This is a genomic window from Metabacillus idriensis (assembly GCF_050483325.1).
Classification (GTDB): Bacteria; Bacillota; Bacilli; order Bacillales; family Bacillaceae; genus Bacillus_P; species Bacillus_P idriensis_A.
Genome location: NZ_JBCMYF010000011.1, coordinates 76,402 through 99,538, shown reverse-complemented (window position 1 = coordinate 99,538; position 23,137 = coordinate 76,402). Strand labels below are relative to the sequence as shown.

Annotated in this window: 20 protein-coding genes and 1 riboswitch; of the genes, 11 read left to right on the top strand and 9 right to left on the bottom strand. The window is 41.8% G+C overall.

Annotated elements, in window-relative coordinates:
- The first annotated feature begins 157 nt into the window (after positions 1 to 157).
- Genes ABEQ24_RS07525 through ABEQ24_RS07510 form a run of 4 tightly spaced genes read left to right on the top strand, consistent with a single transcriptional unit; the run spans position 158 to position 3,932 of the window.
- On the top strand, positions 158 to 1,264 hold the full coding sequence (locus ABEQ24_RS07525) for an ABC transporter ATP-binding protein (RefSeq protein ID WP_430006203.1): 1,107 nt from the start codon (positions 158 to 160) through the stop codon (positions 1,262 to 1,264).
- Positions 1,254 to 2,057: an ABC transporter permease gene (locus ABEQ24_RS07520; protein ID WP_430006202.1), complete on the top strand. Its 804-nt coding sequence runs from the start codon at positions 1,254 to 1,256 to the stop codon at positions 2,055 to 2,057. Before ABEQ24_RS07525 ends, ABEQ24_RS07520 begins: the two co-directional genes overlap by 11 nt.
- A 1-nt stretch (position 2,058) precedes the next feature.
- Complete coding sequence (locus tag ABEQ24_RS07515; protein WP_430006201.1) at positions 2,059 to 2,862, top strand: ABC transporter permease; 804 nt, start codon at positions 2,059 to 2,061, stop codon at positions 2,860 to 2,862.
- Entirely contained in the window at positions 2,859 to 3,932 is a 1,074-nt protein-coding gene (locus tag ABEQ24_RS07510) for an ABC transporter substrate-binding protein (RefSeq protein WP_430006200.1), read from the top strand. The genes ABEQ24_RS07515 and ABEQ24_RS07510 overlap by 4 nt, the downstream gene beginning before the upstream one ends.
- Before the next feature lie 226 nt (positions 3,933 to 4,158).
- On the opposite strand, the gene htpG is transcribed toward ABEQ24_RS07510, so the two are convergent.
- On the bottom strand, positions 4,159 to 6,039 hold the full coding sequence (gene htpG / locus ABEQ24_RS07505; RefSeq protein WP_430006199.1) for a molecular chaperone HtpG: 1,881 nt from the start codon (positions 6,037 to 6,039) through the stop codon (positions 4,159 to 4,161).
- A gap of 396 nt (positions 6,040 to 6,435) precedes the next feature.
- Here htpG and ABEQ24_RS07500 point away from each other — a divergent pair, with 396 nt between their 5' ends.
- A complete protein-coding gene (locus tag ABEQ24_RS07500) occupies positions 6,436 to 6,864 on the top strand; it encodes a MarR family winged helix-turn-helix transcriptional regulator (protein WP_430006198.1) in 429 nt (142 codons plus the stop codon).
- Positions 6,865 to 6,877: 13 nt separating this feature from the next.
- Positions 6,878 to 8,086 carry an MFS transporter gene (locus tag ABEQ24_RS07495; protein WP_430006197.1) on the top strand — a complete coding sequence of 403 codons (1,209 nt, stop codon included), beginning with the start codon at positions 6,878 to 6,880 and terminating at the stop codon, positions 8,084 to 8,086.
- A 55-nt stretch (positions 8,087 to 8,141) separates the two neighbouring features.
- On the opposite strand, the gene mmuM is transcribed toward ABEQ24_RS07495, so the two are convergent.
- A complete protein-coding gene (mmuM, locus tag ABEQ24_RS07490; protein ID WP_430006196.1) occupies positions 8,142 to 9,116 on the bottom strand; it encodes a homocysteine S-methyltransferase in 975 nt (324 codons plus the stop codon).
- Positions 9,091 to 10,494, bottom strand: coding sequence for an S-methylmethionine permease (mmuP, locus tag ABEQ24_RS07485; protein ID WP_430006195.1), 1,404 nt, complete (start codon positions 10,492 to 10,494; stop codon positions 9,091 to 9,093). The genes mmuM and mmuP overlap by 26 nt, the downstream gene beginning before the upstream one ends.
- 79 nt (positions 10,495 to 10,573) lie before the next feature.
- Positions 10,574 to 10,678: riboswitch (SAM riboswitch) on the bottom strand.
- 140 nt (positions 10,679 to 10,818) lie between these two features.
- On the opposite strand from mmuP, the gene ABEQ24_RS07480 reads away from it, so the two are divergent.
- The 4 genes from ABEQ24_RS07480 (at position 10,819) to ABEQ24_RS07465 (ending at position 15,305) form a co-directional block, all read left to right on the top strand.
- On the top strand, positions 10,819 to 11,508 hold the full coding sequence (locus ABEQ24_RS07480) for a response regulator (protein ID WP_430006194.1): 690 nt from the start codon (positions 10,819 to 10,821) through the stop codon (positions 11,506 to 11,508).
- Complete coding sequence (locus tag ABEQ24_RS07475; RefSeq protein WP_430006193.1) at positions 11,505 to 12,509, top strand: sensor histidine kinase; 1,005 nt, start codon at positions 11,505 to 11,507, stop codon at positions 12,507 to 12,509. Before ABEQ24_RS07480 ends, ABEQ24_RS07475 begins: the two co-directional genes overlap by 4 nt.
- Positions 12,510 to 12,610: 101 nt before the next feature.
- Positions 12,611 to 13,372, top strand: a complete 762-nt coding sequence (locus tag ABEQ24_RS07470; RefSeq protein ID WP_430006192.1) for an ABC transporter ATP-binding protein — start codon at positions 12,611 to 12,613, stop codon at positions 13,370 to 13,372.
- Positions 13,362 to 15,305 carry an FtsX-like permease family protein gene (locus ABEQ24_RS07465; RefSeq protein WP_430006191.1) on the top strand — a complete coding sequence of 648 codons (1,944 nt, stop codon included), beginning with the start codon at positions 13,362 to 13,364 and terminating at the stop codon, positions 15,303 to 15,305. The genes ABEQ24_RS07470 and ABEQ24_RS07465 overlap by 11 nt, the downstream gene beginning before the upstream one ends.
- A 67-nt stretch (positions 15,306 to 15,372) precedes the next feature.
- Here ABEQ24_RS07465 and ABEQ24_RS07460 read toward each other — a convergent pair whose 3' ends face one another.
- The 3 genes from ABEQ24_RS07460 to ABEQ24_RS07450 all read right to left on the bottom strand — a co-directional run bounded on the left by ABEQ24_RS07460 (position 15,373) and on the right by ABEQ24_RS07450 (position 17,875).
- Positions 15,373 to 16,257, bottom strand: coding sequence for an EamA family transporter (locus ABEQ24_RS07460; RefSeq protein WP_430006190.1), 885 nt, complete (start codon positions 16,255 to 16,257; stop codon positions 15,373 to 15,375).
- Positions 16,258 to 16,495: 238 nt separating this feature from the next.
- Entirely contained in the window at positions 16,496 to 17,179 is a 684-nt protein-coding gene (locus ABEQ24_RS07455) for an AraC family transcriptional regulator (protein WP_430006189.1), read from the bottom strand.
- A 504-nt stretch (positions 17,180 to 17,683) separates the two neighbouring features.
- Positions 17,684 to 17,875, bottom strand: a complete 192-nt coding sequence (locus ABEQ24_RS07450) for a hypothetical protein (RefSeq protein ID WP_430006188.1) — start codon at positions 17,873 to 17,875, stop codon at positions 17,684 to 17,686.
- Between the two features lie 317 nt (positions 17,876 to 18,192).
- Between ABEQ24_RS07450 and rluF the strand changes: the two genes are divergently transcribed.
- Positions 18,193 to 18,900 carry a 23S rRNA pseudouridine(2604) synthase RluF gene (gene rluF, locus ABEQ24_RS07445; protein WP_430006187.1) on the top strand — a complete coding sequence of 236 codons (708 nt, stop codon included), beginning with the start codon at positions 18,193 to 18,195 and terminating at the stop codon, positions 18,898 to 18,900.
- Positions 18,901 to 19,034: 134 nt separating this feature from the next.
- Here the strand turns inward: rluF and ABEQ24_RS07440 are convergent, their stop codons facing one another.
- The 3 genes from ABEQ24_RS07440 to ABEQ24_RS07430 form a co-directional block, all read right to left on the bottom strand.
- A complete protein-coding gene (locus tag ABEQ24_RS07440) occupies positions 19,035 to 19,703 on the bottom strand; it encodes a YdeI/OmpD-associated family protein (protein WP_430006186.1) in 669 nt (222 codons plus the stop codon).
- Positions 19,704 to 19,855: 152 nt separating this feature from the next.
- Positions 19,856 to 21,355 carry a malate:quinone oxidoreductase gene (locus tag ABEQ24_RS07435; RefSeq protein ID WP_430006185.1) on the bottom strand — a complete coding sequence of 500 codons (1,500 nt, stop codon included), beginning with the start codon at positions 21,353 to 21,355 and terminating at the stop codon, positions 19,856 to 19,858.
- A 422-nt stretch (positions 21,356 to 21,777) separates the two neighbouring features.
- On the bottom strand, positions 21,778 to 23,115 hold the full coding sequence (locus ABEQ24_RS07430; protein WP_430006184.1) for a UDP-glucose dehydrogenase family protein: 1,338 nt from the start codon (positions 23,113 to 23,115) through the stop codon (positions 21,778 to 21,780).
- Positions 23,116 to 23,137 lie beyond the last annotated feature (22 nt).

Sequence of the window (23,137 nt, the reverse complement as noted above, 5' to 3'; positions counted from 1 at the left end):
TCTATACAAAAACACTTTTTTGCCTTGCCGCGGTTTCAATTCATTTCGTATTCCTGCTTTCTTTCATGTATAATTATTCATGTTAAATATGGAAAAATAGACCGATTTTATAAATAATTCTTTGTTCAAATCCGAGCAAATTAAGAGGGAGAATGATATGACTAACACAATTATTCAATTTAAGCAGGTTACGAAACAATACGACAATGATCCTGCCGTCCTCAATCATGTCAGTTTTGAAATCGAGCGCGGCAAATTTTATACCCTTCTTGGTCCTTCAGGCTGCGGCAAGACAACGATCCTGCGGCTGATTGCCGGATTCACGGAAGCGTCTGAAGGAGATATCCTCTTTAACGGAAAAAAAATAAACGATGTTCCGGCAAACAAGCGCCAAGTAAATACGGTTTTTCAGGATTATGCCCTGTTTCCTCATTTGAACGTGTTTGAAAATGTGGCATTCGGACTGCGCATTAAAAAAATGAACAATAAAGAGATTGAATCAAAAGTAAAAGAAGCCTTAAGCTTTGTAAACCTTGACGGATATGAAAAGCGGGAAATCAGGGAGATGTCCGGAGGCCAGCGCCAGCGGGTCGCGATTGCACGTGCGATTGTCAATGAGCCGGAAGTCATTCTGCTTGATGAACCTTTGTCAGCTCTTGACTTAAAGCTTCGGACTGAAATGCAGTATGAGCTTCGCGAGCTTCAGCAGCGACTTGGCATTACCTTTATCTTTGTCACCCATGACCAGGAAGAAGCACTCGCGATGTCAGATGAAATTTTCGTTCTGGACAAAGGGAAAATACAGCAAAGCGGGACGCCAACGGATATCTATGATGAGCCGATCAACCGGTTTGTTGCTGATTTCATTGGTGAATCCAATATTGTAAAAGGAACGATGCTTGAGGATTACCTTGTGGAATTCACAGGCAGACAATTTGAATGTGTCGATCAGGGTCTGAACCCAAATGAACCAATCGAGATCGTCATTCGCCCTGAGGATTTGGAAATCACATCACTTGAACGGGGAAAACTCCAGGTGCGCGTTGATTCCCAATTGTTCCGCGGCGTTCATTATGAAATAAGCAGCTATGACAAGGATGGCAACGAATGGCTCGTTCATTCTACAAAGAAAGCCACTGTCGGAAATGAAATTGGCCTTTATTTCGACCCGGAAGCGATACACGTTATGAGATTCGGGGAGACCGAAGAGGAATTTGACCGTCGCCTAGAAGCCTATGCAGATGGAGAAGAGCATGGAAACTAAGCTGACCCGAAACTTGTATATGATTCCTTACGCTCTTTGGATTGCTCTCTTTGTCATTGCGCCGATCGTTCTTGTTCTTTATTATTCGTTTATTGATATTGAAGGAAATTTATCGCTTGCCAATTACCAGAATTTCTTTACACCTGTCTACATGAAAATGACCTTGAGTTCATTTTGGTATGCCTTTTTGATAACAGCTCTTTCACTGCTGATTGCCTATCCGACGGCTTATTTACTGACTTATACAAAGCATAAGCATCTTTGGCTGCTGCTGATTATCGTCCCATCCTGGATTAATTTACTGTTAAAAGCCTATGCTTTTCTTGGTATTTTCGGCACATACGGTGTTGCGAACAGCTTTTTAGACGCAATCGGCATTGGTTCACAGCAATTATTGTTCACCGATTTCAGTTTTATTTTTGTATCGGTTTATATCTTTATACCGTTTATGATTTTGCCTATATTCAATTCACTGAATGAATTAAATCCGACCCTATTAGATGCAGCGCGTGATTTGGGGGCATCAAGCTGGACTGCTTTTCGCAGAGTGATTTTTCCGCTGACGATTGACGGCGTTAAATCCGGCTGCCAGCTGGTCTTTATCCCTGCTCTATCTCTTTTCATGCTGACAAGATTGATTGCTGGAAACCGGGTCATTACTCTCGGCACTGCGATTGAACAGCATTTCCTTGTGACGCAGGACTGGGGTATGGGCTCTACCATTGCTGTCTTCTTGATTATTTTTATGTTTCTGATTATCTTCCTTACCGGAAATCGAAAGCGGGGTATGTAAGTTGGATAAAAAAATATCCCCACTATCCAGAATCTTTTTAATGTTGATCTTTCTCATCCTTTATACGCCGATTTTTTTCCTTGTGTTTTATTCATTCAACAGCGGCGGTACGATGTACAACTTCGAAGGATTTACACTTGACTGGTACAAGGAGCTTTTCACAGATACAAGACTGCTGATTATCGTGCTTAACACCCTTGTTATTGCCTTGCTTTCAGCTCTTATTTCGACTATTATCGGGGTCCTTGGAGCTCTTGCCATACATTCGTTTAAAAGCAGACAAACCAAAAACACACTATTGTCGTTAAATAACGTGCTGATTGTCAGCCCTGACGTTATTATTGGAGCTTCGTTTTTAATCCTGTTTACGATGGCGGGAATCAAGCTTGGATTTTATTCGGTTCTCTTGTCTCACATTGCATTCAGCGTACCGATTGTTGTCTTGATGGTGCTGCCGAAGCTGATGGAGATGAGCCCTACCTTGCTTGATGCAGCAAGAGATTTAGGCGCAAGCAGCTGGAATGTCCTGACTAAAGTGACCTTGCCCTTTATCACACCGGGTATTTTTGCAGGATTCTTTATGGCGCTTACGTTCTCTCTTGATGATTTTGCTGTTACCTTTTTCGTAACAGGCAATGGATTCACCACCCTGTCAGTAGAGATTTATTCCCTCGCACGCCGGGGAATTTCATTGAATATTAACGCTTTATCAACCCTGCTTTTCCTTTTCACCGTCCTGCTTGTGATTGTTTATTACTTCATCACGCAGCGAAATAAACAAAGCGGATTGGGGGTTAGAAAATGAAGAAGCTCGTCCGCGTTTTCTTCGCGATTATTCTCGTGTCAGGCATTCTTTTATATGCAGTATCCGAACTAAACTCTTCACAGGGCTACTCAAGCGGAAACACGCTTACAATCTTTAACTGGGGAGACTACATCAATTCCGATCTCGTTGACCGCTTTGAAAAAGAAACAGGCATTAAGGTCATCTATGAGACCTTTGATTCCAACGAGGCGATGATGACAAAGATTGAACAGGGCGGAACAACTTATGATATTGCCGTTCCTTCTGAATATATGATTGATAAAATGAGACAGGAAGAGTTGCTGATCCCTTTAGATCATTCAAAACTTCCGAACTTGAAAAATATTGATGACCGGTTTATGGATTTGCCTTTTGACCCTGAAAATAGATATTCCATTCCTTATTTCTGGGGTACGGTCGGCATCGTCTATAATCCCTCGATGATAGACGGAAAAAAAATCACGAGCTGGAATGACCTTTGGGATCCTGATCTGCGCAATGAAATCCTGCTGATTGACGGCGCAAGAGAAGTGATGGGAATGGGGCTCAACAGCCTCGGCTATTCTCTTAACGATACAAATAAGGATCATTTAGAGGAAGCAAAACGAAAGCTTGATTCTCTCACCCCAAACGTCAAAGCAGTAGTTGGAGACGAGAGCAGGATGCTGCTTGAAAATCAGGAAGCATCAATCGGCCTTGTATGGTCCGGAGTTGCATCAGAGATCATGTATGAAAATGAGGATCTCGAGTATGTCGTTCCAGAGGAAGGCTCAAATTTATGGTTCGACAACATGGTGATCCCTAAAACAGCCAAAAATGTGGAGGCCGCCCATCAGTTCATCAACTTCATGCTGGATGCTGAGGTCGCTGCAGAAAACACCGAATATGTCAGCTACTCAACACCGAACAAAGAAGCTTTAAAGTACATGCCTGAAGAGATGGTAAACGATGAACGCTTCTATCCGCCGCCCCAACTGACGGAAAAGCTTGAAGTGTATGAAAACCTCGGCAAAAAGAATTTGGCTTACTATAACGAGCTGTTTTTGAAATTTAAGATGCATCCAAAATAAAATGGCAGTGAAAAGAGGCGGCTTTCCCCGGGATGCCGCCTCTTTTTTGGGGATCCGTTCTTTACCGTTTGATGCGGACGCTTTCTTACCCTCCCATATCGAATAACAGGTTCGCGGGGGACGATTCAGACAATGCCATAATCCCGCTGCATTTAAACTATCATCAACAGGCTTCAAGCCAAAAAAAACCGGCAGGAACCAATTGGTTTCTGCCGGCTTTCATTTTTCACACCATAATCTTGCAAATATCGTTCGTAAACTCAACCGGATCCTCAATTGTCAGTCCTTCAATTAGAAGGGCCTGGTTAAATAAAAGGTTCGTGTACAGCGCAAGTTTTTCCTTGTCGTTTGCCAATGCATCTTTTAGGGAAGCAAAGACCTCGTGGCTGCTGTTGATCTCAAGGATTTTCTCCGCCTTAATGTTCTGGCTGTTCGGCATCGCCTTCAGGATTTTTTCCATTTCCGTTGTTACTTCACCTTCAGTTGCGATGCAGACTGGGTGAGATTTGAGGCGTTTTGACATTCTTACATCCTTCACTTTGCCTGCAAGAATCGTCTTCATTTCTTCAAAGAGTTCTGTGTTATCTTTCTCTTCTGATTCTGCACCCAATTCAGACTCGCCTGCTTCTATGCCTAAATCACCGCTTGAAATCGATTTGAATTCTTTTTCCTGATAATTCATCAGCATTCTGATCGCAAATTCATCCACTTCATCCGTGAAATATAAGATATCATAGCCTTTATCAGCCACAACCTCTGTCTGCGGAAGCTTTTCAATTCGTTCATAGCTTTCTCCTGCAGCATAGTAAATGTACTTCTGATCTTCAGGCATGCCTGAAACATATTCATCAAGGGTGATCAGCTTTTTCTCTTTTGATGAATAGAACATAAGCAGGTTCTGAAGATCTTCTTTATTAGCTCCAAAATCACTGTACACGCCATATTTAAGCTGTCTTCCGAAAGAGCGATAGAATGTTTCATACTTTTCTCTCTCATCTTTTAATAAGCTCTGCAGCTGGCTTTTAATTTTGTTTTTGATGTTTTTTGCAATCAGCTTCAGCTGGCGGTCATGCTGCAGGATCTCTCTTGAGATGTTAAGAGACAAGTCCTCAGAATCTGCCATTCCTTTTACAAAACTGAAATAGTCAGGAAGCAGGTCTGAGCATTTTTCCATAATCAGCACGCCATTTGAGTACAGCTCAAGCCCTTTTTCAAACTCTTTAGAGTAGAAATCATACGGAATCTGCTCAGGGATGTAGAGAATCGCATTGTATCTGACGGCACCGTCCACACTGATATGGATATGTTTTAACGGCTTATCAAACCCGTAATGCTTTTCTGCATAGAAATTCTCGTAATCTTCCGGGGTGAGTTCATTTTTATTCTTTCTCCAAATTGGAACCATGCTGTTGATTGTCTGCTCTTCTTGAATTTCTTCAAATTCTGTTTCGCTGCCGTCTTTGCGTTTTCGCTCCGTTACATCCATCTTAATTGGATAGCGGATGAAATCAGAGTACTTTTTAATGATGGCTTTTAAGCGGTATTCTTCTAAATATTCATCGTACGAATCGTCTTCTGTGTTTTCTTTAATGGTGAGAACAATCTCTGTTCCAACCTCTTCCTTCTCACAAAGCTCAATCGTATAGCCGTCTGCTCCCCCAGAATGCCATCTGTAAGCTTCTTCGCTGCCGATTGTTTTCGTTGTGACCGTAATGGCATCAGCTACCATAAAGGCTGAGTAGAAACCTACCCCAAACTGACCGATAATGTCATGGCCATCCTTCAGCTCATTTTCGCTTTTAAAAGCCAATGAGCCGCTTTTCGCAATAATGCCAAGATTATTTTCAAGCTCTTCTTTTGTCATCCCAATCCCCGTATCTGAGATTGTTAATGTTCTATTTTCCTTGTCTGCACTTACTTTTATGTAGTAATGATTTTGGTCGAATGATAGACTGTCGTCTGTTAAAGCTTTGTAATAAATTTTATCAATCGCATCACTCGCATTTGAAATCAGCTCTCTTAAAAAGATTTCTTTTTGAGAATAAATTGAATTGATCATCATTTCCAATAGTCTTTTAGACTCTGCTTTGAACTGCATTTTTTCCATTGTCATTCTCCTTTCAAACTTCTTTTTAGCACTCTTTTTATGAGAGTGCCAACCCCTAATTTAATAACATATATTCCCGTTTTGTGTCAATAATCATCTTGAGGAATGGCTCTTTTCGTAAACATTGTTGCTTTAAGACTAGATAGGTAAAACCACTTGTGGATCACCGCTGCAGGAACTTGACTCCTGCGGAAAAATAGAGGGAAATGGAAGACCCCGCAGGCTCGCCGAGGAGGCTTCAACGCTCCCCGCGGAAAGAAACGAACACATTTATAATCAAAAACAATCTATACGAAAATAACCTTAGGAATTCAGCAGGTAGACAAATACAGACTGATTTTGTTATATTAGTTACCTAGAGTAACTATTATCTAAGGTAACTATTTATTTAATGAGGTGTTTCCTATAAAAACATACCAAAAGTTTTTTCAGCAGCTTCTGCTGTTATACCGTCCTTTTGAAAACAGACTGAATATCGAGCTCGCCAAACACGATTTGTACAGAGCGCAATGGTCCGTTTTGCATTACTTATCCAATTACGGAACAGCTACGCTTGTTGAGCTTGCTGATTATCAAAGTGTTGAAAAGCCTACCGTGACAAGAACGATCAGCCGCCTCGAGGAACTGGGCTATGTCGAACATGTTCCCGGAAAGGATAAGCGTGAAAAGAGAATGCAGCTTACAGACCTTGGTAGAAAGGTTTACGGAGATGTCCGCATAACAATTGATGAATATGAGCAGGAAATTTTAAAAGGTATTTCAAAAGAAGAACAGCTTGAAGTTATCCGGATTATGGGAGATATCCGGAACAATATCAGAGAGTAAGGTGGTTACAAACGTGAATCAGCCAGCATCCAAACTATGGACGAAAGACTTTATTGTCGTGTCGTCCATCAATTTTTTCTTAACGTTAATCTTTTACTTATTAATGGTGACCATTGCCGTCTTTGCAGTAGATGAGTACAGTGCCTCTACAAGCGCGGCGGGACTTGTAACCGGAATTTTCATAATAGGCGCACTGATTGGCAGACTTTTAATAGGAAGGCTTATCGTAACGTTCAGCCGAAAAAAAATCCTGTATACCGGGCTTATCCTGTTTACTCTGACAACAGCCTTTTATTTCTTTGAATTCGGCCTGGGCTTCCTTCTTTTCAATCGTCTGATTCATGGAATCACACTGGGGATGGCCAGTACAGCTACAGGCACCATAGTAGCACAGATTATCCCCGCTTCGCGAAAAGGGGAAGGCATCGGGTACTACAGCATGAGTGCAACTCTTGCAACAGCCATTGGACCATTCATCGGACTGTACTTGAGCCAGAACGCAAGCTTTCAAACAATCTTTACCTTCTGCGTTGCATTAGGCGTCAGCAGTTTAATCATTGCCTTTTTCCTGTATTTGCCCCCGCTTGATGTTTCGGCAAAAAAAGCAGATGTACGAGGATTCAAACTTTCAAATTTTGTAGAGCCAAAAGCTTTGCCGATCGCATTTATCACCCTTGCAGTGGCGTTTTGTTATTCAAGTGTCCTTTCTTTTATTCATTTTTACGCAATGGACATTAACCTTGTCAGCACAGCAAGCTTCTTTTTCATCGTCTATGCGGCAGCTGTTCTGGCATCACGCCCCTTCACCGGCCGTTTAATGGACAAAAAAGGAGCAAATTTCATTATGTATCCAGCCTTCCTCTTATTTGGAGCGGGAATGTTCCTTTTGAGCACAGCAGGCATCAGCTTCATTTTCTTGCTTTCAGGTGTTCTGATCGGTCTTGGATTTGGAAACATGCAATCAGCGACACAGGCGATTGCCGTAAAATTAACGCCGCCTCACCGTATGGGGCTCGCCACTTCGACTTTCTTTATCTTTCTTGACGCTGGTTTAGGCTTTGGACCCTATCTGCTTGGTTTTGTCATTCCGGTGACAGGCTACAGTACCTTGTATGTGATTTTGGGAATTGCGGTTCTTGCCAGTTCACTTCTTTATTATTATCTGCATGGGAAGAGAGAAAAGACTGCGTGGGCAAAAGTTCATGCTTCTGCATCAGCATGATGAGATGAGAGCAGTGAGAAAAAGGACATTCCAAATGAGGATGTCCTTTTCTGTTCTATTTATTAAACTTCAGAATTGACTTTTCACCCGTCCGCCATTTTTTTGTAATCTTCTCAATATGGCGAGGTGCTGTCCGGCAGCATCCCCCTATTAAGCGGGCCCCTGATTTGTACCATTCTTCTGACTGTTGATCCAGTTCAAGGCAAGATTTTTGCCCATGCCATGTTTTAGTATCTGGATGATAGGCTTCTCCAGAATTCGGGTATACAATAACCGGTTTTTTTGTATGGCTGCTGATCACTTTTATGGCTTCATTCACCAATTCCAGTGGTGCACAGTTAATGCCAATTGCGGCAATTTGCCCGTTGTACCCGAAGGTATTTGCACACACCTCGAGGAGGGTGCCATCACTAATCGCTTTCTCATTTTTCAAGGTAAAGGACAGCCATGCATATGTATTCGGAAATTCATTCAATAAAGAACTTAATACGTTTGCTTCTTGAAGGGAAGGAATCGTTTCAAATGCAAGTAAATCAGCACCTGCACCAATCAAAGCTGACATTCTAGGACGATGAAAATCTTCTAATGTTTTATCCGTAACACCATAGCTGCCTGTATACTCTGAACCATCTGCAAGATAAGCGCCATAAGGCCCGATTGATGCCGCAACCAATGGTTTTGGTCTAACAGCCCCCATTTCTTCCTTCCAAAAATCATCTCTAGCTTTTTTGGCAAGCAGCACCGTTTTTTTCATTAATTGCAAAGCTTCTATTTCTTCGATTCCCTGCTTTAAGAACCCATCAATTGTTGCTTGGTAGCTTGCCGTTATTGCACAGTCCGCTCCCGCACGGAAATAGTCTGAATGAACCTGATAAATCAATTCCGGGTTTTCAAGCAATATTCGGGCTGACCAAAGGGGATCGTCCAAATCACAGCCATGCTGCTCAAGCTCTGTAGCAAGTGCTCCATCAAGAATCATAATAGAATGGTCATGTAATATAGCGTCAATTGGATTGATTTTCTGCTGCATATCCTTCTCCTCTTTCCTTTACATACTGAGTTAAATAGTAGCTTCCATAACAAATCAAAATAAATGGAATGCCGCAATAAAGTGCAATTCGCTGTGCGGGGTCAAATGCAATTCCAACTAATGATGCGAGACACAGCACAAAAGATGCGATCGGTACCAGGGGATAGAAAGGGGTCCGGTAAACCAGATCCTTTACGGAATGACCTTCTTTGATATATTGTCTGCGGAAGAAAAACTGTGACGCACTAATACTCATCCAGACAACAACCACAGCTAAACCTGAAATGGAGACAAGGACGATATACACTGTATCTGGTGCAATGATACTTGAGAATAAAGCCAAAGTACCGCCCAGCATGCTGAATATCACAGCATATATAGGTACACCCTGTTTTGTCACTCTTGCAAAAATAGGTGCTATGGTTTTCTTATTTGAAAGAGACCAGAGCATTCTGGAAGCAGCATATAAACCTGAGTTTGCTGCTGATAAAATAGCCGTTAAGATAACGAAATTCATGATATCTGCTGCAAACGGAAGACCAATCCGTTCAAGAACAGCAACAAAAGGGCTCTTTAAAACCCCTGAATCCGATGCAGGCAGCAGCGCCGATAAAACAACAATCGTTCCTACAAAAAAGAGGATCAATCTCCATAATGTTGTTCGAATCGCGATGGGTATTGTTTTTTGAGGCTCTGCCGTTTCTCCGGCTGCAACACCTATTAATTCTGTTCCCGAATAGGCAAAGTTCACAGCAAGCATCGTCATGATCACGGCAAACGCACCATTCGGAAATAACCCCCCACTTGTAAGATTCGTAAAAAATGGAGCAGAACTCGAATCCGTCAGCGGAATAAAGCCAACAATTGCGGCTCCTCCTAAAAGAATAAAAATCACTATGGCAACGACTTTAATTGATGCAAACCAAAACTCAGACTCCGCAAAAAACTTAACCGTCACAGCATTTAATAAGAAAATGATCAAGGCAAATACCGCGCTCCAAATCCAGACGTTAATGGATGGAAACCACCTTTGCATCAGCAGCCCTGCTGCCGTGAATTCTGAACCTAACGCAACCGTCCATGTAAGCCAATACAGCCAGGCTACTGTGTACCCTGTTCCTGGACCGATATATTTAGCGGCATAGCTGTGAAATGCGCCAGTCTCCGGCATATGTACTGATAATTCCCCTAAACAAAGCATAACGAGATAAACGACCAGCGCCCCAACTAGATACGACAGAATGGTGCCAAACGGCCCAGCCTGCTGAATCGTATAGCCTGTACTTAAAAATAAACCTGTTCCAATGACACCTCCAAGCGATAACATAACTAAATGACGAGATTGCATTTTCCTCTGAAATTGCTGCTGACCTTCCATTTCTACTCCCCTTTTTTCAAATCCAAAAAAATGAAAAACGCACTCTTTAAAAAGAGTGCGCTGCTGACAAATAAAGGTATGCTTATCTATCAGGTTCATTCACCCGCTGGAATTAGCACAGTGTCTTCATAGACCTGCTGCTGAGGTTTCAAAGGGCCAGTCCCTCCACCTCTCTGGATAAGAAATTATTTTTTTATTACAATAGCAATCTATTGAAACAATGTCAAGATTAGTATGAATATTCCGTGCAATGCGCTCTATAGCATACAAATCTGTTTTCCTATACAATAATTGTAAAAGAAATCTTATAGTGTGGTGAAGTTCTTGTTCAAACTCCTTTTAATTGAAGATGATTTAACCCTGTTTAATGAAATGAAAGAAAGATTAAACCAATGGTCATATGATGTTTATGGAATCAATGATTTTAATAAAGTGATGCAGGAGTTTTCAGAAATTAAACCTGATTTGGTCATCATTGATATTCAGCTGCCGAAGTTTGACGGCTTTCATTGGTGCCGGATGATCCGGACCCATTCAAATGTGCCGATCATCTTTCTGTCCTCGCGGGATCATCCGACTGATATGGTCATGTCCATGCAGCTTGGGGCCGATGATTTTGTCCAAAAGCCTTTTCACTTTGATGTGCTGATCGCAAAAATTCAGGCCATACTCCGCCGTGTTTATAACTACAATACAGAGCAGGTAAGCCTGAAAACATGGTGCAATGCTGCAGTTGATTATGAGCGAAATACGGTGACGAATGATGCAGGCTCTGTTGAACTGACAAAGAATGAAATGTTCATTCTCAAACTTTTGATTGAGCAAAAAAATAAGATTGTCAGCAGAGACAAACTCATGAACAGTCTCTGGGATGATAAACGCTTCATAAGCGACAATACGCTGACAGTGAATGTGAACCGCCTGCGAAAACGGCTCGAGGAGATTGAACTTGGCCGATTTATCGAGACAAAAGTAGGACAGGGCTATCTTGCGGCTGAAGAGGAAACGCTATGATCCGCCGTTTCTTAAAAGAACGGTGCAGCTGGATTTTCTTTTTTATTTTTATCCATGTCCTGATTCTCTTTGTGTCTTTCATCGACTCAGCCATTCCCTTTAAGCCTGTATTGTATATTGTTTTCCTTTCCATGCTCTCATTCTTTGTTTTCTTAACGGTTCGGTACAATAAAGAAACAGCTTTTTATAAAAGCCTTGAGGACCGGGAAAACAACCTTGATTTATCAAGCATCAAAGCTCCGGATAGTCCATTTGAACAGCTGGTTGAAAAGACCCTCATCGAACAGGCAGAGATGCTGAAAAAAGATGCCATGCACAGCAGAATTTCGCTTGAACAGGAAAAAGATGAACTGTTATCTTGGATTCATGAAGTGAAGACCCCGCTGACTGCCATGCATTTAATGATCGAGCGCATGGAAGACGATGCAATGAAAACGCAATTAACGTATGAATGGCTGCGGATTCACCTTCTGCTTGATCAGCAGCTGCATCAAAAACGAATTCCGTTTATAGAAAACGATTTGTATATTGAAACAGTCGACTTGGAAATTGTGGTTTTTAATGAGATAAAGACGCTGCAGTCATGGTGTATTCAAAAAGGGATTGGCTTTGACATCCAGCTTGATCAAACGGAAGTCCTCAGTGATGCGAAATGGCTGGCATTTATGATTAGACAGATATTAACGAATGCAGTGAAGTACAGCGAGGCCTCTGACATTTCTATTAAAAGCTGGATGCAGGATGATCAAACAAGGCTTGAGGTGAAAGACTGCGGCCGGGGCATTGATCAAAAAGACCTGCCCCGCATATTCGATAAAGGCTTCACATCGACCGTCAACCATCAAGATCATGCTGCTACAGGGATGGGGCTGTATCTCGCTAAAAAAGCAGCCAATCCCCTTCTGATCGATATTCACGCCCAGTCAATCGTCAACGCAGAAACAGCATTTACGTTAACTTTTCCAAAAAGAAATGATTTTGCGGCCGTCATTAGCGTGTGACAAGAATGTCACATGCTTTTCTATTTTGTTCGCACAATAAAAGGAAAAGGACCTTTCTCCTTTTTATAATAAAGGTAATGAATGAAGAGGAGGAAACAAGTATGGCGATATTAGAAGCATCAAAGCTCCATAAAAGCTACGGAAATAAATTTAATAAACAGGAAGTCCTTAAAGGGATTGACCTTTCAATACAAGAAGGCGAATTTGTCAGCATCATGGGTGCATCCGGTTCAGGCAAAACAACACTGCTGAACGTCCTGTCTTCGATCGATAAAGTGAGCGGCGGGACCATTCAAATTGAAAAGAAAGAAATGACGGGCATGAAGGAAAAGGAGCTTGCTGAATTCAGAAAGCATCATCTCGGCTTTATTTTTCAGGATTATAACCTTCTGGACACACTGACAGTAAAAGAAAATATTCTGCTGCCGCTTTCCATTTCAAAGGTTCCTAAAAAAGAAGCGGACCAAAAATTTCAGACATTGGCAAATGAACTCGGCATCAGCGAGTTAAAAGACAAGTATCCAAACGAAATTTCCGGCGGACAGAAACAGCGTACTTCTGCGGCACGGGCCTTTATTCATGAACCGAGCATTATTTTTGCCGATGAACCGACAGGCGCACTCGACTCTAAATCTGCTGCTGATCTGCTGAATAAATTGACCGAGCTTAATAAAAAACGAAGAGCAACCATTGTCATGGTCACCCATGACCCTGCTGCTGCAAGCTACTGCAGCAGAGTCATTTTTATAAAAGACGGACAGATCTATACTCAGTTGAATAAAGGCGGACAGACAAGGCAGGAATTCTTTAAAGACATCATGAAAACGCAGGGCGTTCTGGGCGGTGTTCAGGATGAACGTTAATCAGCTGATTATCAAAAACCTGAAAAAGAATATAAAGAACTACTATCTCTATATTTTCGCCCTCATTTTCAGCGTGGTGCTGTATTTTGCTTTTGTCACCCTGCAATATGATCCTTCTATGGACGCGATAGAAGGTTCCATCAAAGGCGGCGCCGGCATCCGGGCAGCATCTGTCCTGCTGATTGCGATCGTGACGATTTTTTTGCTCTACGCCAATAATATTTTCATTAAACGCCGCAGCAAAGAGATTGGGCTGTTTCAGCTGATTGGAATGACAAAGCATAAGATTTTCCGCCTTTTAACGGCAGAAAACTTCCTGCTGTACTTTGGATCTCTTGTTCTTGGTATTTTCGCAGGTTTTGCAGCATCAAAATTAGTGATGATGATTTTATTCAAAATAACCGGGGTTGATGACGTAGCTAAATTACACTTTTCCGCCCAGGCCTTTATACAGACACTGATTGTCTTCATCGTCATATACCTGCTCATCATGCTGATGAACTATCTGTTTATTAAAAGACAGAGCATCCTCTCTCTGTTCAGAGTGCTCTCATCAGCAGAAGAGAAAGTGAAAAAGATGTCCTTTTTCGAAATGGCCATTGGCATCCTCGGCATCATTATGATTGCCGCTGGCTATTATATATCCTCTAAGCTTTTTGGCGGCGACTTTAAATCCATGATGGCCCTATATGGCGCCATGCTGTTTATTCTCGGTTCTGTTATCCTTGGAACCTATCTTTTTTACAAAGGATCCGTGAGCTTTATTTTCCATCTCATCAGAAAGAAAAAAGATGGATGTTTGAAAGTTGGCGAGGTTCTATCACTTTCATCCATCATGTTCAGGATGAAATCAAATGCCCTGCTGCTGACAATCATTACGACAGTCTCAGCACTCGCGATCGGGTTGCTTTCCTTGAGCTACATCTCTTATTATTCAGCGGAAAAAACCGCACAGAATCAAGTGCCTGCTGACTTTGCATTCACTGAAAGCAAAGATGCTGCACACTTTGAAAAAGCTTTGGATTCTGCTGGGATAGCGTACGAAGCGGACTCCATTGACATTGTCATGGCTGAAGTGGATATCAGCGACATATTCAGCGCGAAACTAGAAGGACTGAATTATGACCCGAGCAAGATGACTCTTCCTGTCATCAGTGAAAAAGCAGTGGGTAAGGAGGTTTCTAAAGACGACACGATTTTTACAGGGTACAGCGACCTGCTGCAAAAATTCATGCCGCTAGATGAGAGCGGAACCGTTACTCTTCTTGGAAAAACAACAAAATTCCCGCAAACTTACTTGGGTATGGAAAAAGATTCTCCAGTCTCCTGGTATTTCACATCCGGGGGAATGCCGACAGCCATTGTCGATGATTCTGTCTTTAAGCAGCTGAAGAAGGATATGAATCCTGATGTTCAGCTGCCGACATCTACCTATACTGCTGTTGAATTAGCGGACCAGGAAGAAGTAAAAGAAGCTAACACCATTTTCACCTCCTTAAAACTAGGTGAAAACGCCCCAAACGATTCCCAGCTTGAAGTTTTGAACAGCCAGAAACGCAACATGGGAATGGCCATGTTCATCGTCGGCTTCCTTGGGTTGTCCTTCCTGGTCACATCAGGATGCATCCTTTACTTTAAACAAATGGGCGAGAGTGAAGAAGAAAAACCGAATTACACCATCCTGCGGAAACTTGGCTTTACACAGGGTGACTTGCTGAAAGGCATACAGGCCAAACAGCTCTTCAGTTTTGGAATTCCACTAGTAATTGGGCTGCTCCACAGTTATTTCGCCGTGCAGTCTGGATGGTTTTTATTTGGAGCTGAAGTTTGGACTCCGATGATTATTGTGATGGGCTTGTATACGGTGCTTTATTCGATCTTTGGAGTGCTGTCTGTGCTGTATTCTAAAAAAGTGATTAAAGAGGCTTTATAAGAGAAAACTCCAGCCGGCTGGCTGGAGTTTTTCCTGTTCTTATCATTCATTTTGAGGCGGTCAATCATCAGCTTACAGATACTTCTGCTTCTTTCTTAGCTCTTAAAAACATTAAAAACCCAATCCCCGCCAACAAACATGATACCCCTGCCCAAGAAACCAAATCCAGCTGCTCCCCAACGAGAAGCACACCCAGAAAAGCAGCAGTTAAAGGTTCTGCCAATGCGAGCGTGACCGCTGTTGAGGAGGGAACGTAGTAAAGGGCTTTAGCAAAAAGAAGGTAGGCAACACCCGTCGCCATAATGCCTAAATGGAGACTTACCGCCAGCCCCTCAGGCTCTGCAATCCAACTCATATCATATAGAAAGAGAAACGGAGATAAAAAGACCGCACTAAGAGTAAAAACAACGGCTACAACCGGTAAAGAAGGATAATTCTGCACAAGCCTCCTGCTGACCAGCGTATACACAGCAAAGGATAAACCGGCCCCGAGAGCCATGACAATACCGGATGGGGCAACATTCATTGAGTCACTATTCGAAAATAGCAAGATGCATCCAAAGATGGATAGAAACGTTGCGTACCACCAGCCTCTTGATGGACTTTTCTTTTGAACCAGCCACTCCAGTGCACCCGATAGAAGAGGGGCGCTTCCAATAGCGATAACCGTGCCGACTGCCACTCCTGTTAGTTGAACCGCTGTGAAAAATAACGGCTGATAGGCAGCCATGCATAAAGCTGCCGCGAATGTCACTTTGATTGGCCATTTACGCAAATTTAACTGACCGAGCAGCAGAACAATAATCAATAAGGAGATACCTCCAACCGCAAGACGCGCCGCGCCGACTGCAATTGGATGTGCAGCTTCTGGAGCATACGTCTGTGCCGTTCCGGTTGTTCCCCATAATACCCCTGCGAGCAGGACCCACAATGGAGCCAGTTTTTGCTTCATCGTTTTCACCTCAATAAGAAAAGCGCAAGCGCCCGTTTAGCTCCGACAGACAGATAAGGCTCAGACTGGAAAGTCCGGGTTTGACTTTTCAGGCTGAGACGTTCTGGCCGAGGAGTTGGGCGATGGAGCTAGACATCGAAACGCGAAATTTTATACTTTCTTATCTCTTAAAAAAGAACCTATATCATTATCATAAAGAAAAACAGACTGTTTTTCTTTACCAAATTCAAGGTTCTTTTTATCCTTTATTCATTTTTCTGCAAGCTTTTGGAGAAATGCCCTCGCAGCATGTAAACCATCTTGTAAAAGAGGAAACATTCTCAAACCCGACTTCTTCGCTTATGGCTGATATTGACCAGGAAGTACCCATCAGCAGCCGTTTCGCTTCCTTCATCCGCAGCTCAGAGATATAGGCTTTCAGGCTTTTTCCTGTTTTCTCTTTAAACCAGGATGAATAGTAGACCGGATGATAGTGTTCGATCCCCGCCAGGGTTTCCATTTTGATAGGCCGCTTATAATGCTCATGTAGATAAGCAATGGAAGGAGAAAGAGACTTCTGCAGTTTTTGAGCAACATATCTTGTGAGATCGTTCAATCCTGCACGCTTGCTGCCCGCTTCTTCCAGCAGCAAAAACCGGATGGAGGACCATTGCTGATCCAGCTTTAAATACATACTCTCTGTTTTGCCTTGCAAATAAAGAGTTGGAATGTCCAAAATCAGAAATTCATTTCTGTCTTTGGAACGATAGAGATGTGTGAAGTCGGGCGGTATGTAAAAGCATGAATCTTCTCTAAGATTGAGCTTCTGCAGGTCTGTATGGATTTCCAAAGAACCCTGTAACGGAAAGAGAAACTGCCCAAAATCGTGCTGATGTGAGTGAAATTCTCTTGAATAAGTTCTTTTTTCGCAAATGACTTGCATATGTCTCCCTCCTTTCGAAAAGATCTTTTCCTATATTATATAGATTTTTACGATTTTAACCATAAAAAATGGAGTCTCAGGCAAATCGTTTTATTATTCTTTTCATCTACTGATGCAGATCATCTTTAATGGAGAAGCCACAACGAAATCCGGTGATGCATATGTCATTGGACTCCTGAAGAGCTGGACGAATGCATCACAGCAATTTGATTATTTTCTTCTTTAAAAAGGCTGTTTTCGTATAGATTGTTGTTTTTGATTATCTCTATAAATTTAGTTATTGTTCAGAATCAAATGCACGCTTTGTTTCCACCATTTTGGTTTTTGCACTGTAAGGGGGAATCAAACGCATGCTTTGTTTCAACCATTTTGGTTTTTACACTAAATAGTGGAATCAACCTCACGCTATGAGAACAAAATTATAGAATGGCAGCTGTAAAATGGAATCAACCAATTCCCTCACTACAAACAACAATCCTTAAGAAAAGAGCCTTAAAAAAAGACCTACCTTTTAGGCAAGTCCAGCGCTTGATAGGCAAGCTGATATTTACCGCCTTCCGCAACCTCTGAATGATATAGGGCTTTGAGGGCAAAGTTTTTCTCAAGGCTATGTTCATTCATCAATCCATTCAGCTTATGCTGCAATTCCTGGTTTTCTTTAATCAGCTGTTTCATTTGTGATTTAAAGTATTTCATACGCAATTAACCCCTTTCTATTAAAAAGCAGACGCAAAATGCAAAGCTGCATTTAAAGTATTTACTCGAAAATCTATTCTTAGTGCAAATAAATCAGTCCTTTTACAGAGTTATCCTTTGGGAAATGATTTATTGGGAAGGAACTTTTATATGATGTCATTATTAATGGGGAATTTCAACATATCATCAATCATTCAATGAAAACAGATAGTATTTTGCAGTTATCTGAGACAGCGGGGTTATAAATAGCACTTGAGAACAAGGCAATACTTAAGGTATTCTTAACTATACAATTCTCACTTAAGGCTGTGATAAGCATGCGTATTAATAAATTTATTAGTGAATCTGGAAAAGCTTCCAGACGAGGCGCCGATAAATTGATTGAAGAAGGAAGAGTCACGATCAATGGAAAAAAAGCAAAAATAGGGGACCGGGTTGAGCCCGGGGACGATGTCCGTGTCAGCGGGAGCGCGATCCAAGTTTCTAGAAATAATGTTTATATAGCACTGAATAAACCCGTAGGCATTACCAGTACAACAGAAAAAAACGTAAAGGGAAATATTATTGATCTAGTTAATCACCCCTTGCGAATTTATAATATCGGACGTCTTGATAAGGATTCAGATGGCTTAATCCTCCTCACAAATGACGGAGATATTGTAAATGAAATTCTGCGTGTCGAAAATGCTCATGAAAAAGAATATAACGTTTCGGTAGACAAGCCGATCACGCCTGAATTTCTGGAGAAAATGGCAAGCGGCGTAAAAATCCTAGGGACAAAAACCCTACCTTGCGAAGTAGAACAGCTTTCAAAATATGATTTTAAAATCATTTTAAAGCAAGGACTGAACCGCCAAATCCGCCGCATGTGCGAAGAGCTTGGATACCAAGTTTTAAGACTGCAGAGAGTCCGAATCATGAATATCCATCTAGGGAATCTTCCTCCAGGACAATGGAGAGATCTCTCGAAAAAAGAGCGCACTCAGCTATTCAGCGAATTAAATTACGAGCCGAAAGAATGGTAAATAAAAAGAGAATGAACCGAACTTTAATTAGTTTCGGTTCAGCGTTATCAGTAAGATTAGACGAGAATACCCGTTCTCGTTTTTTTTATTAAAAAAAATATATTCAGGAGTGCAGGCGCCGTCTTTTCCTATCATTATTTATTCCTGCGATATAAATCCCTGCTCTTGAACCCTTTTCCAAGAATCATTTTCATTTCATCTTTCCGTTTCGCTCTTGTCTCCTCTTGTTTAGCGCTATACACATATCGGGCCCAATCTTTACGGTATCCTTGGGTGAGTGATTGATAGAAGGCAAGAAAATCAGGAGTATCCTGCAAATCTTTTTCTATTTCTGCCATAAATCCGATATAATCATCGACACATTGACTTGCTTTTGCAGATGTCTGATTTTTGCTTTTCGAGTCTTCTTTTAGACCAACAACCGTAAAGACATCATCCAATCCGACCATCCGGGCAAATTTTATACGGCTTGTTCCAATATAGCCGTTTTCATCTGCACCCAATCCATCTAATAACGTATCCCGATGGATGTAGGTAGGATATTTTTTATTTCCCTTTTTAGGATAAGCCAAAAAGAGATAACCGTTTTCTTTTAAATGATTTCCATCGATAACCGTTTTTACAAGTTTCTTTAATGCGTCTATATCTAATACGAATGCAAAAATAAGGTCATAAGCTTGATCAGCTAATTCTGTATCATATTCCGTTAATTCAGCTAAATAATCTGCACCATTTGGCAAGTGCAGGACAGCAGCCTTTTTATATTTTTGTAAGTTTAACTTTTCTACAATTGTTTTAGACATCGTTATCCACCTGTTTCATTTTTCTAATACTACCTGCGAATATTGAAAAAAGAACCTTCAATCCAATATTAGATCAAAGGCTTTGCGTTTTATTTCAAATATTTTATGTTTAATGTGTTCATTAAATACGTTTGTATCTAACAGCCAAAGAGTTAACTATAGACCAGTTCTTTTTTACTTAGACCCAGTGTCTGCGCGGTTGAAGCATCAATTTCATTGAAAAGCTTTGGGTTGTCCACTAGTGACACGCCATAAGAAGGAATCATTTCTTTTATTTTCGGTTCCCACTCGTTCATATGCTGCGGGAAGCATTTTTTAAATACTTCAAGCATTACGTGAACAGCTGTGGAAGCACCCGGAGAAGCACCGAGTAATGCAGCAACCGAACCATCTGCGGCACTGACAACTTCCGTTCCGAATTGAAGGGTTCCTTTGCCGGCCTCTGTATCTTTGATAACTTGTACACGTTGACCCGCTACCACAATATCCCAATCCTCGCTTTTGGCGCTCGGGATAAATTCGCGTAATTCTTCCATGCGTTTTTCATTCGATAACAGGACTTGCTGAATCAGGTATTTTGTTAAAGCCATCTCTTTAACGCCTGCTGCGAGCATCGTAACGACATTATTCGGTTTGACTGAACCGATCAAATCCAAATTCGAACCTGTTTTTAAAAACTTTGGCGAGAACCCGGCAAACGGTCCGAACAGCAATGTTTTTTTGTTGTCGATATATCTTGTATCAAGATGCGGAACAGACATTGGAGGCGCGCCAACTTTGGCTTTACCGTATACTTTTGCATGATGCTGCGCGATAACTTCCGGATTTTTGCACACTAAAAATAGTCCGCTTACCGGGAATCCTCCAATATGTTTTGATTCAGGAATACCGGTTTTCTGCAGCAATGGAAGACTTCCGCCTCCGCCTCCGATAAAGACGAATTTGGCAGTATGGCGTTCAACAGTACCACTGTCGACATTCCGCACTTTCAATTCCCACGAGCCGTCGCTCGTACGGTTCATATCCTCAACACTATGCTTATAGTTGATCTCAACGTTTTTAGTCTTTAAGTGATCAAACAGCATGCGTGTTAAAGCACCAAAGTTAACATCTGTTCCAGAATCAATTTTTGTTGCCGCTATCGGTTCATTCGATGTCCGGCCTTCCATCATAAGCGGAATCCATTCCTTCAGTTTTTCTGGATTATCGGAAAATTCCATCCCCTGAAACAGCGGATTCTCTGACAACGCTTCCAAACGCTTTTTCAAAAACGCGGCATTTTTTTCCCCTTCAACAAAACTCATATGAGGAATTGGCATGATAAAGTCCTGCGGATTACGAATCAGATTGCTGTTTACAAGATAAGACCAAAACTGTCTGGAAAGCTGAAACTGTTCATTAATCTTTACAGCTTTGCTAATATCTACCGATCCGTCTGAGTTCTCTGAAGTATAGTTAAGCTCACACAGTGCAGCATGGCCCGTACCCGCATTATTCCATTCATTCGAGCTTTCTTCTCCTGCGCTTTCGAGCTTCTCAAACACTTTGATTTCCCATTCCGGTGCTAACTCTTTCAATAACGAGCCCAAAGTCGCACTCATGACTCCTGCCCCAATCAAGATCACGTCTGTTTTGTTCTGTAAGCTGCTCATGCTACCCATCCTTATCCCCTAAATTTGCAAAAACGAGCAGGCGCCTGCTTAGGTGTTTCAAAAAGCCGGCACCACCTTGGAACATACACTTTTCTTTTTCTCTTATAAGTTTATCACAGTCTATTATGAATAGATTAAATTTTACTATTATCTGATAATTATAAACTATTTTTAATTGGTAAAAAAGGAGAACTTCTCTACCGGTATGTAATTACCTATTAAATCTATGGGTTTTCATCAGAAAAGCGAAAGCTCCTTTGTCAGATCCGACAGGCAGAAAAGTCATGGGCTGGCATTTTACGATTCATTCTGATGGGGGATCTAGGCGCTTCTGCTCGCCATCAGTGTGCAAGATTTATTATTTTCTTATCTCACAAAGAAAAAAGACTCATCTGTGAATGAGTCTTTTTCCAGTAATCAGTTCAGATGACCGCTGCGACCTTGGTTTTCCATGTTTTTGAAACCTTTTCTCTGCCTACGGAAATGTATTCAACCTCCAGATGGGAGAAGTCTTCATCCGTATAGCAGTTCCGGCCATCAAAAATGATCGGTTTTTCCATGAACAGGTTGGTCATAAAAAGGGCTTTTTCCACGATTTCTTTCCACTCGGTTACAATGAAAACAGCATCTGCCCATTTGATGGCTTCTTCAATTTGTTCAGCATACATCACGCACTCAGGGAGCACTTTCTTTGCATTCTCTGCCGCAATTGGATCAAAACCTGCGACTTCTGCTCCTTCTTCCACAAGTTCATTAGCGATGGAAATGCTTGCTGCCTCTCTCATGTCATCTGTTTCAGGTTTAAAGGCAAGTCCGAGCAGGGCAATTTTCATGCCCTCTAGCGATCCAAAGCGTTCTTTTGCTTTCCGTACAAGAAGCGTTTTTTGTTTTTCGTTGATGGAAATCACAGACTTCAGGAGATGAAAATCATGATCGTTGTCTTCGGAGATTTTCAGCAGAGCCTGGGTATCCTTAGGGAAGCACGAGCCTCCATAGCCGATTCCGGCATTTAGAAATTTATTTCCGATTCTTGAATCCATACCAATTCCTCTTGCTACCTCTTCGATGCTGGCATTCGTTTTTTCAGATAGATTGGCAATTTCATTGATGAATGAAATTTTAGTAGCCAAAAATGCATTGGATGCATATTTGATCATTTCCGCGCTGTGAAGGCTTGTCCTCAGAATTGGTAATCCGAACGGCTTGTTGATTTCTTCTACGAGGTCTCCCGCTTCTTTGTGGTCAGACCCAATAACGATGCGGTCTCCGTTAAAGGAATCAAAAATGGCCGATCCTTCACGAAGGAACTCAGGGTTTGAAATAACCTCCGCGCCTACATTGAATTGAAGGTTGGACAGGACAATCTGACGCACTTTTTCGTTCGTTCCGATCGGGACTGTACTTTTTGTCACGATGACTGCGTCTCGTGTAATGTTTTCACCGATACTTCTGGCAGCGTTTAGAACATACGTTAAATCAGCTGCGCCATCCTCGCTTTGAGGCGTTCCAACCGCAATGTAGACCGCATCCTTATCCTTTAGGCCGATGATGCTGTTTGTCGTAAACCCAAGGCGGCCTGCTGAATAATTTTTTTCCATCAGCTCTTCAAGCCCCGGTTCATAAATAGGGGACATGCCGCGTTTAAGCTGTTCAATCTTTTCGGTATTCAAATCAATGCAAGTTACCTCATGTCCGATTTCTGCAAGGCAGACACCTGTTACAAGACCGACATAACCTGTTCCAATAATAGCAATTTTCATTGAAATTCCTCCTAATATGATC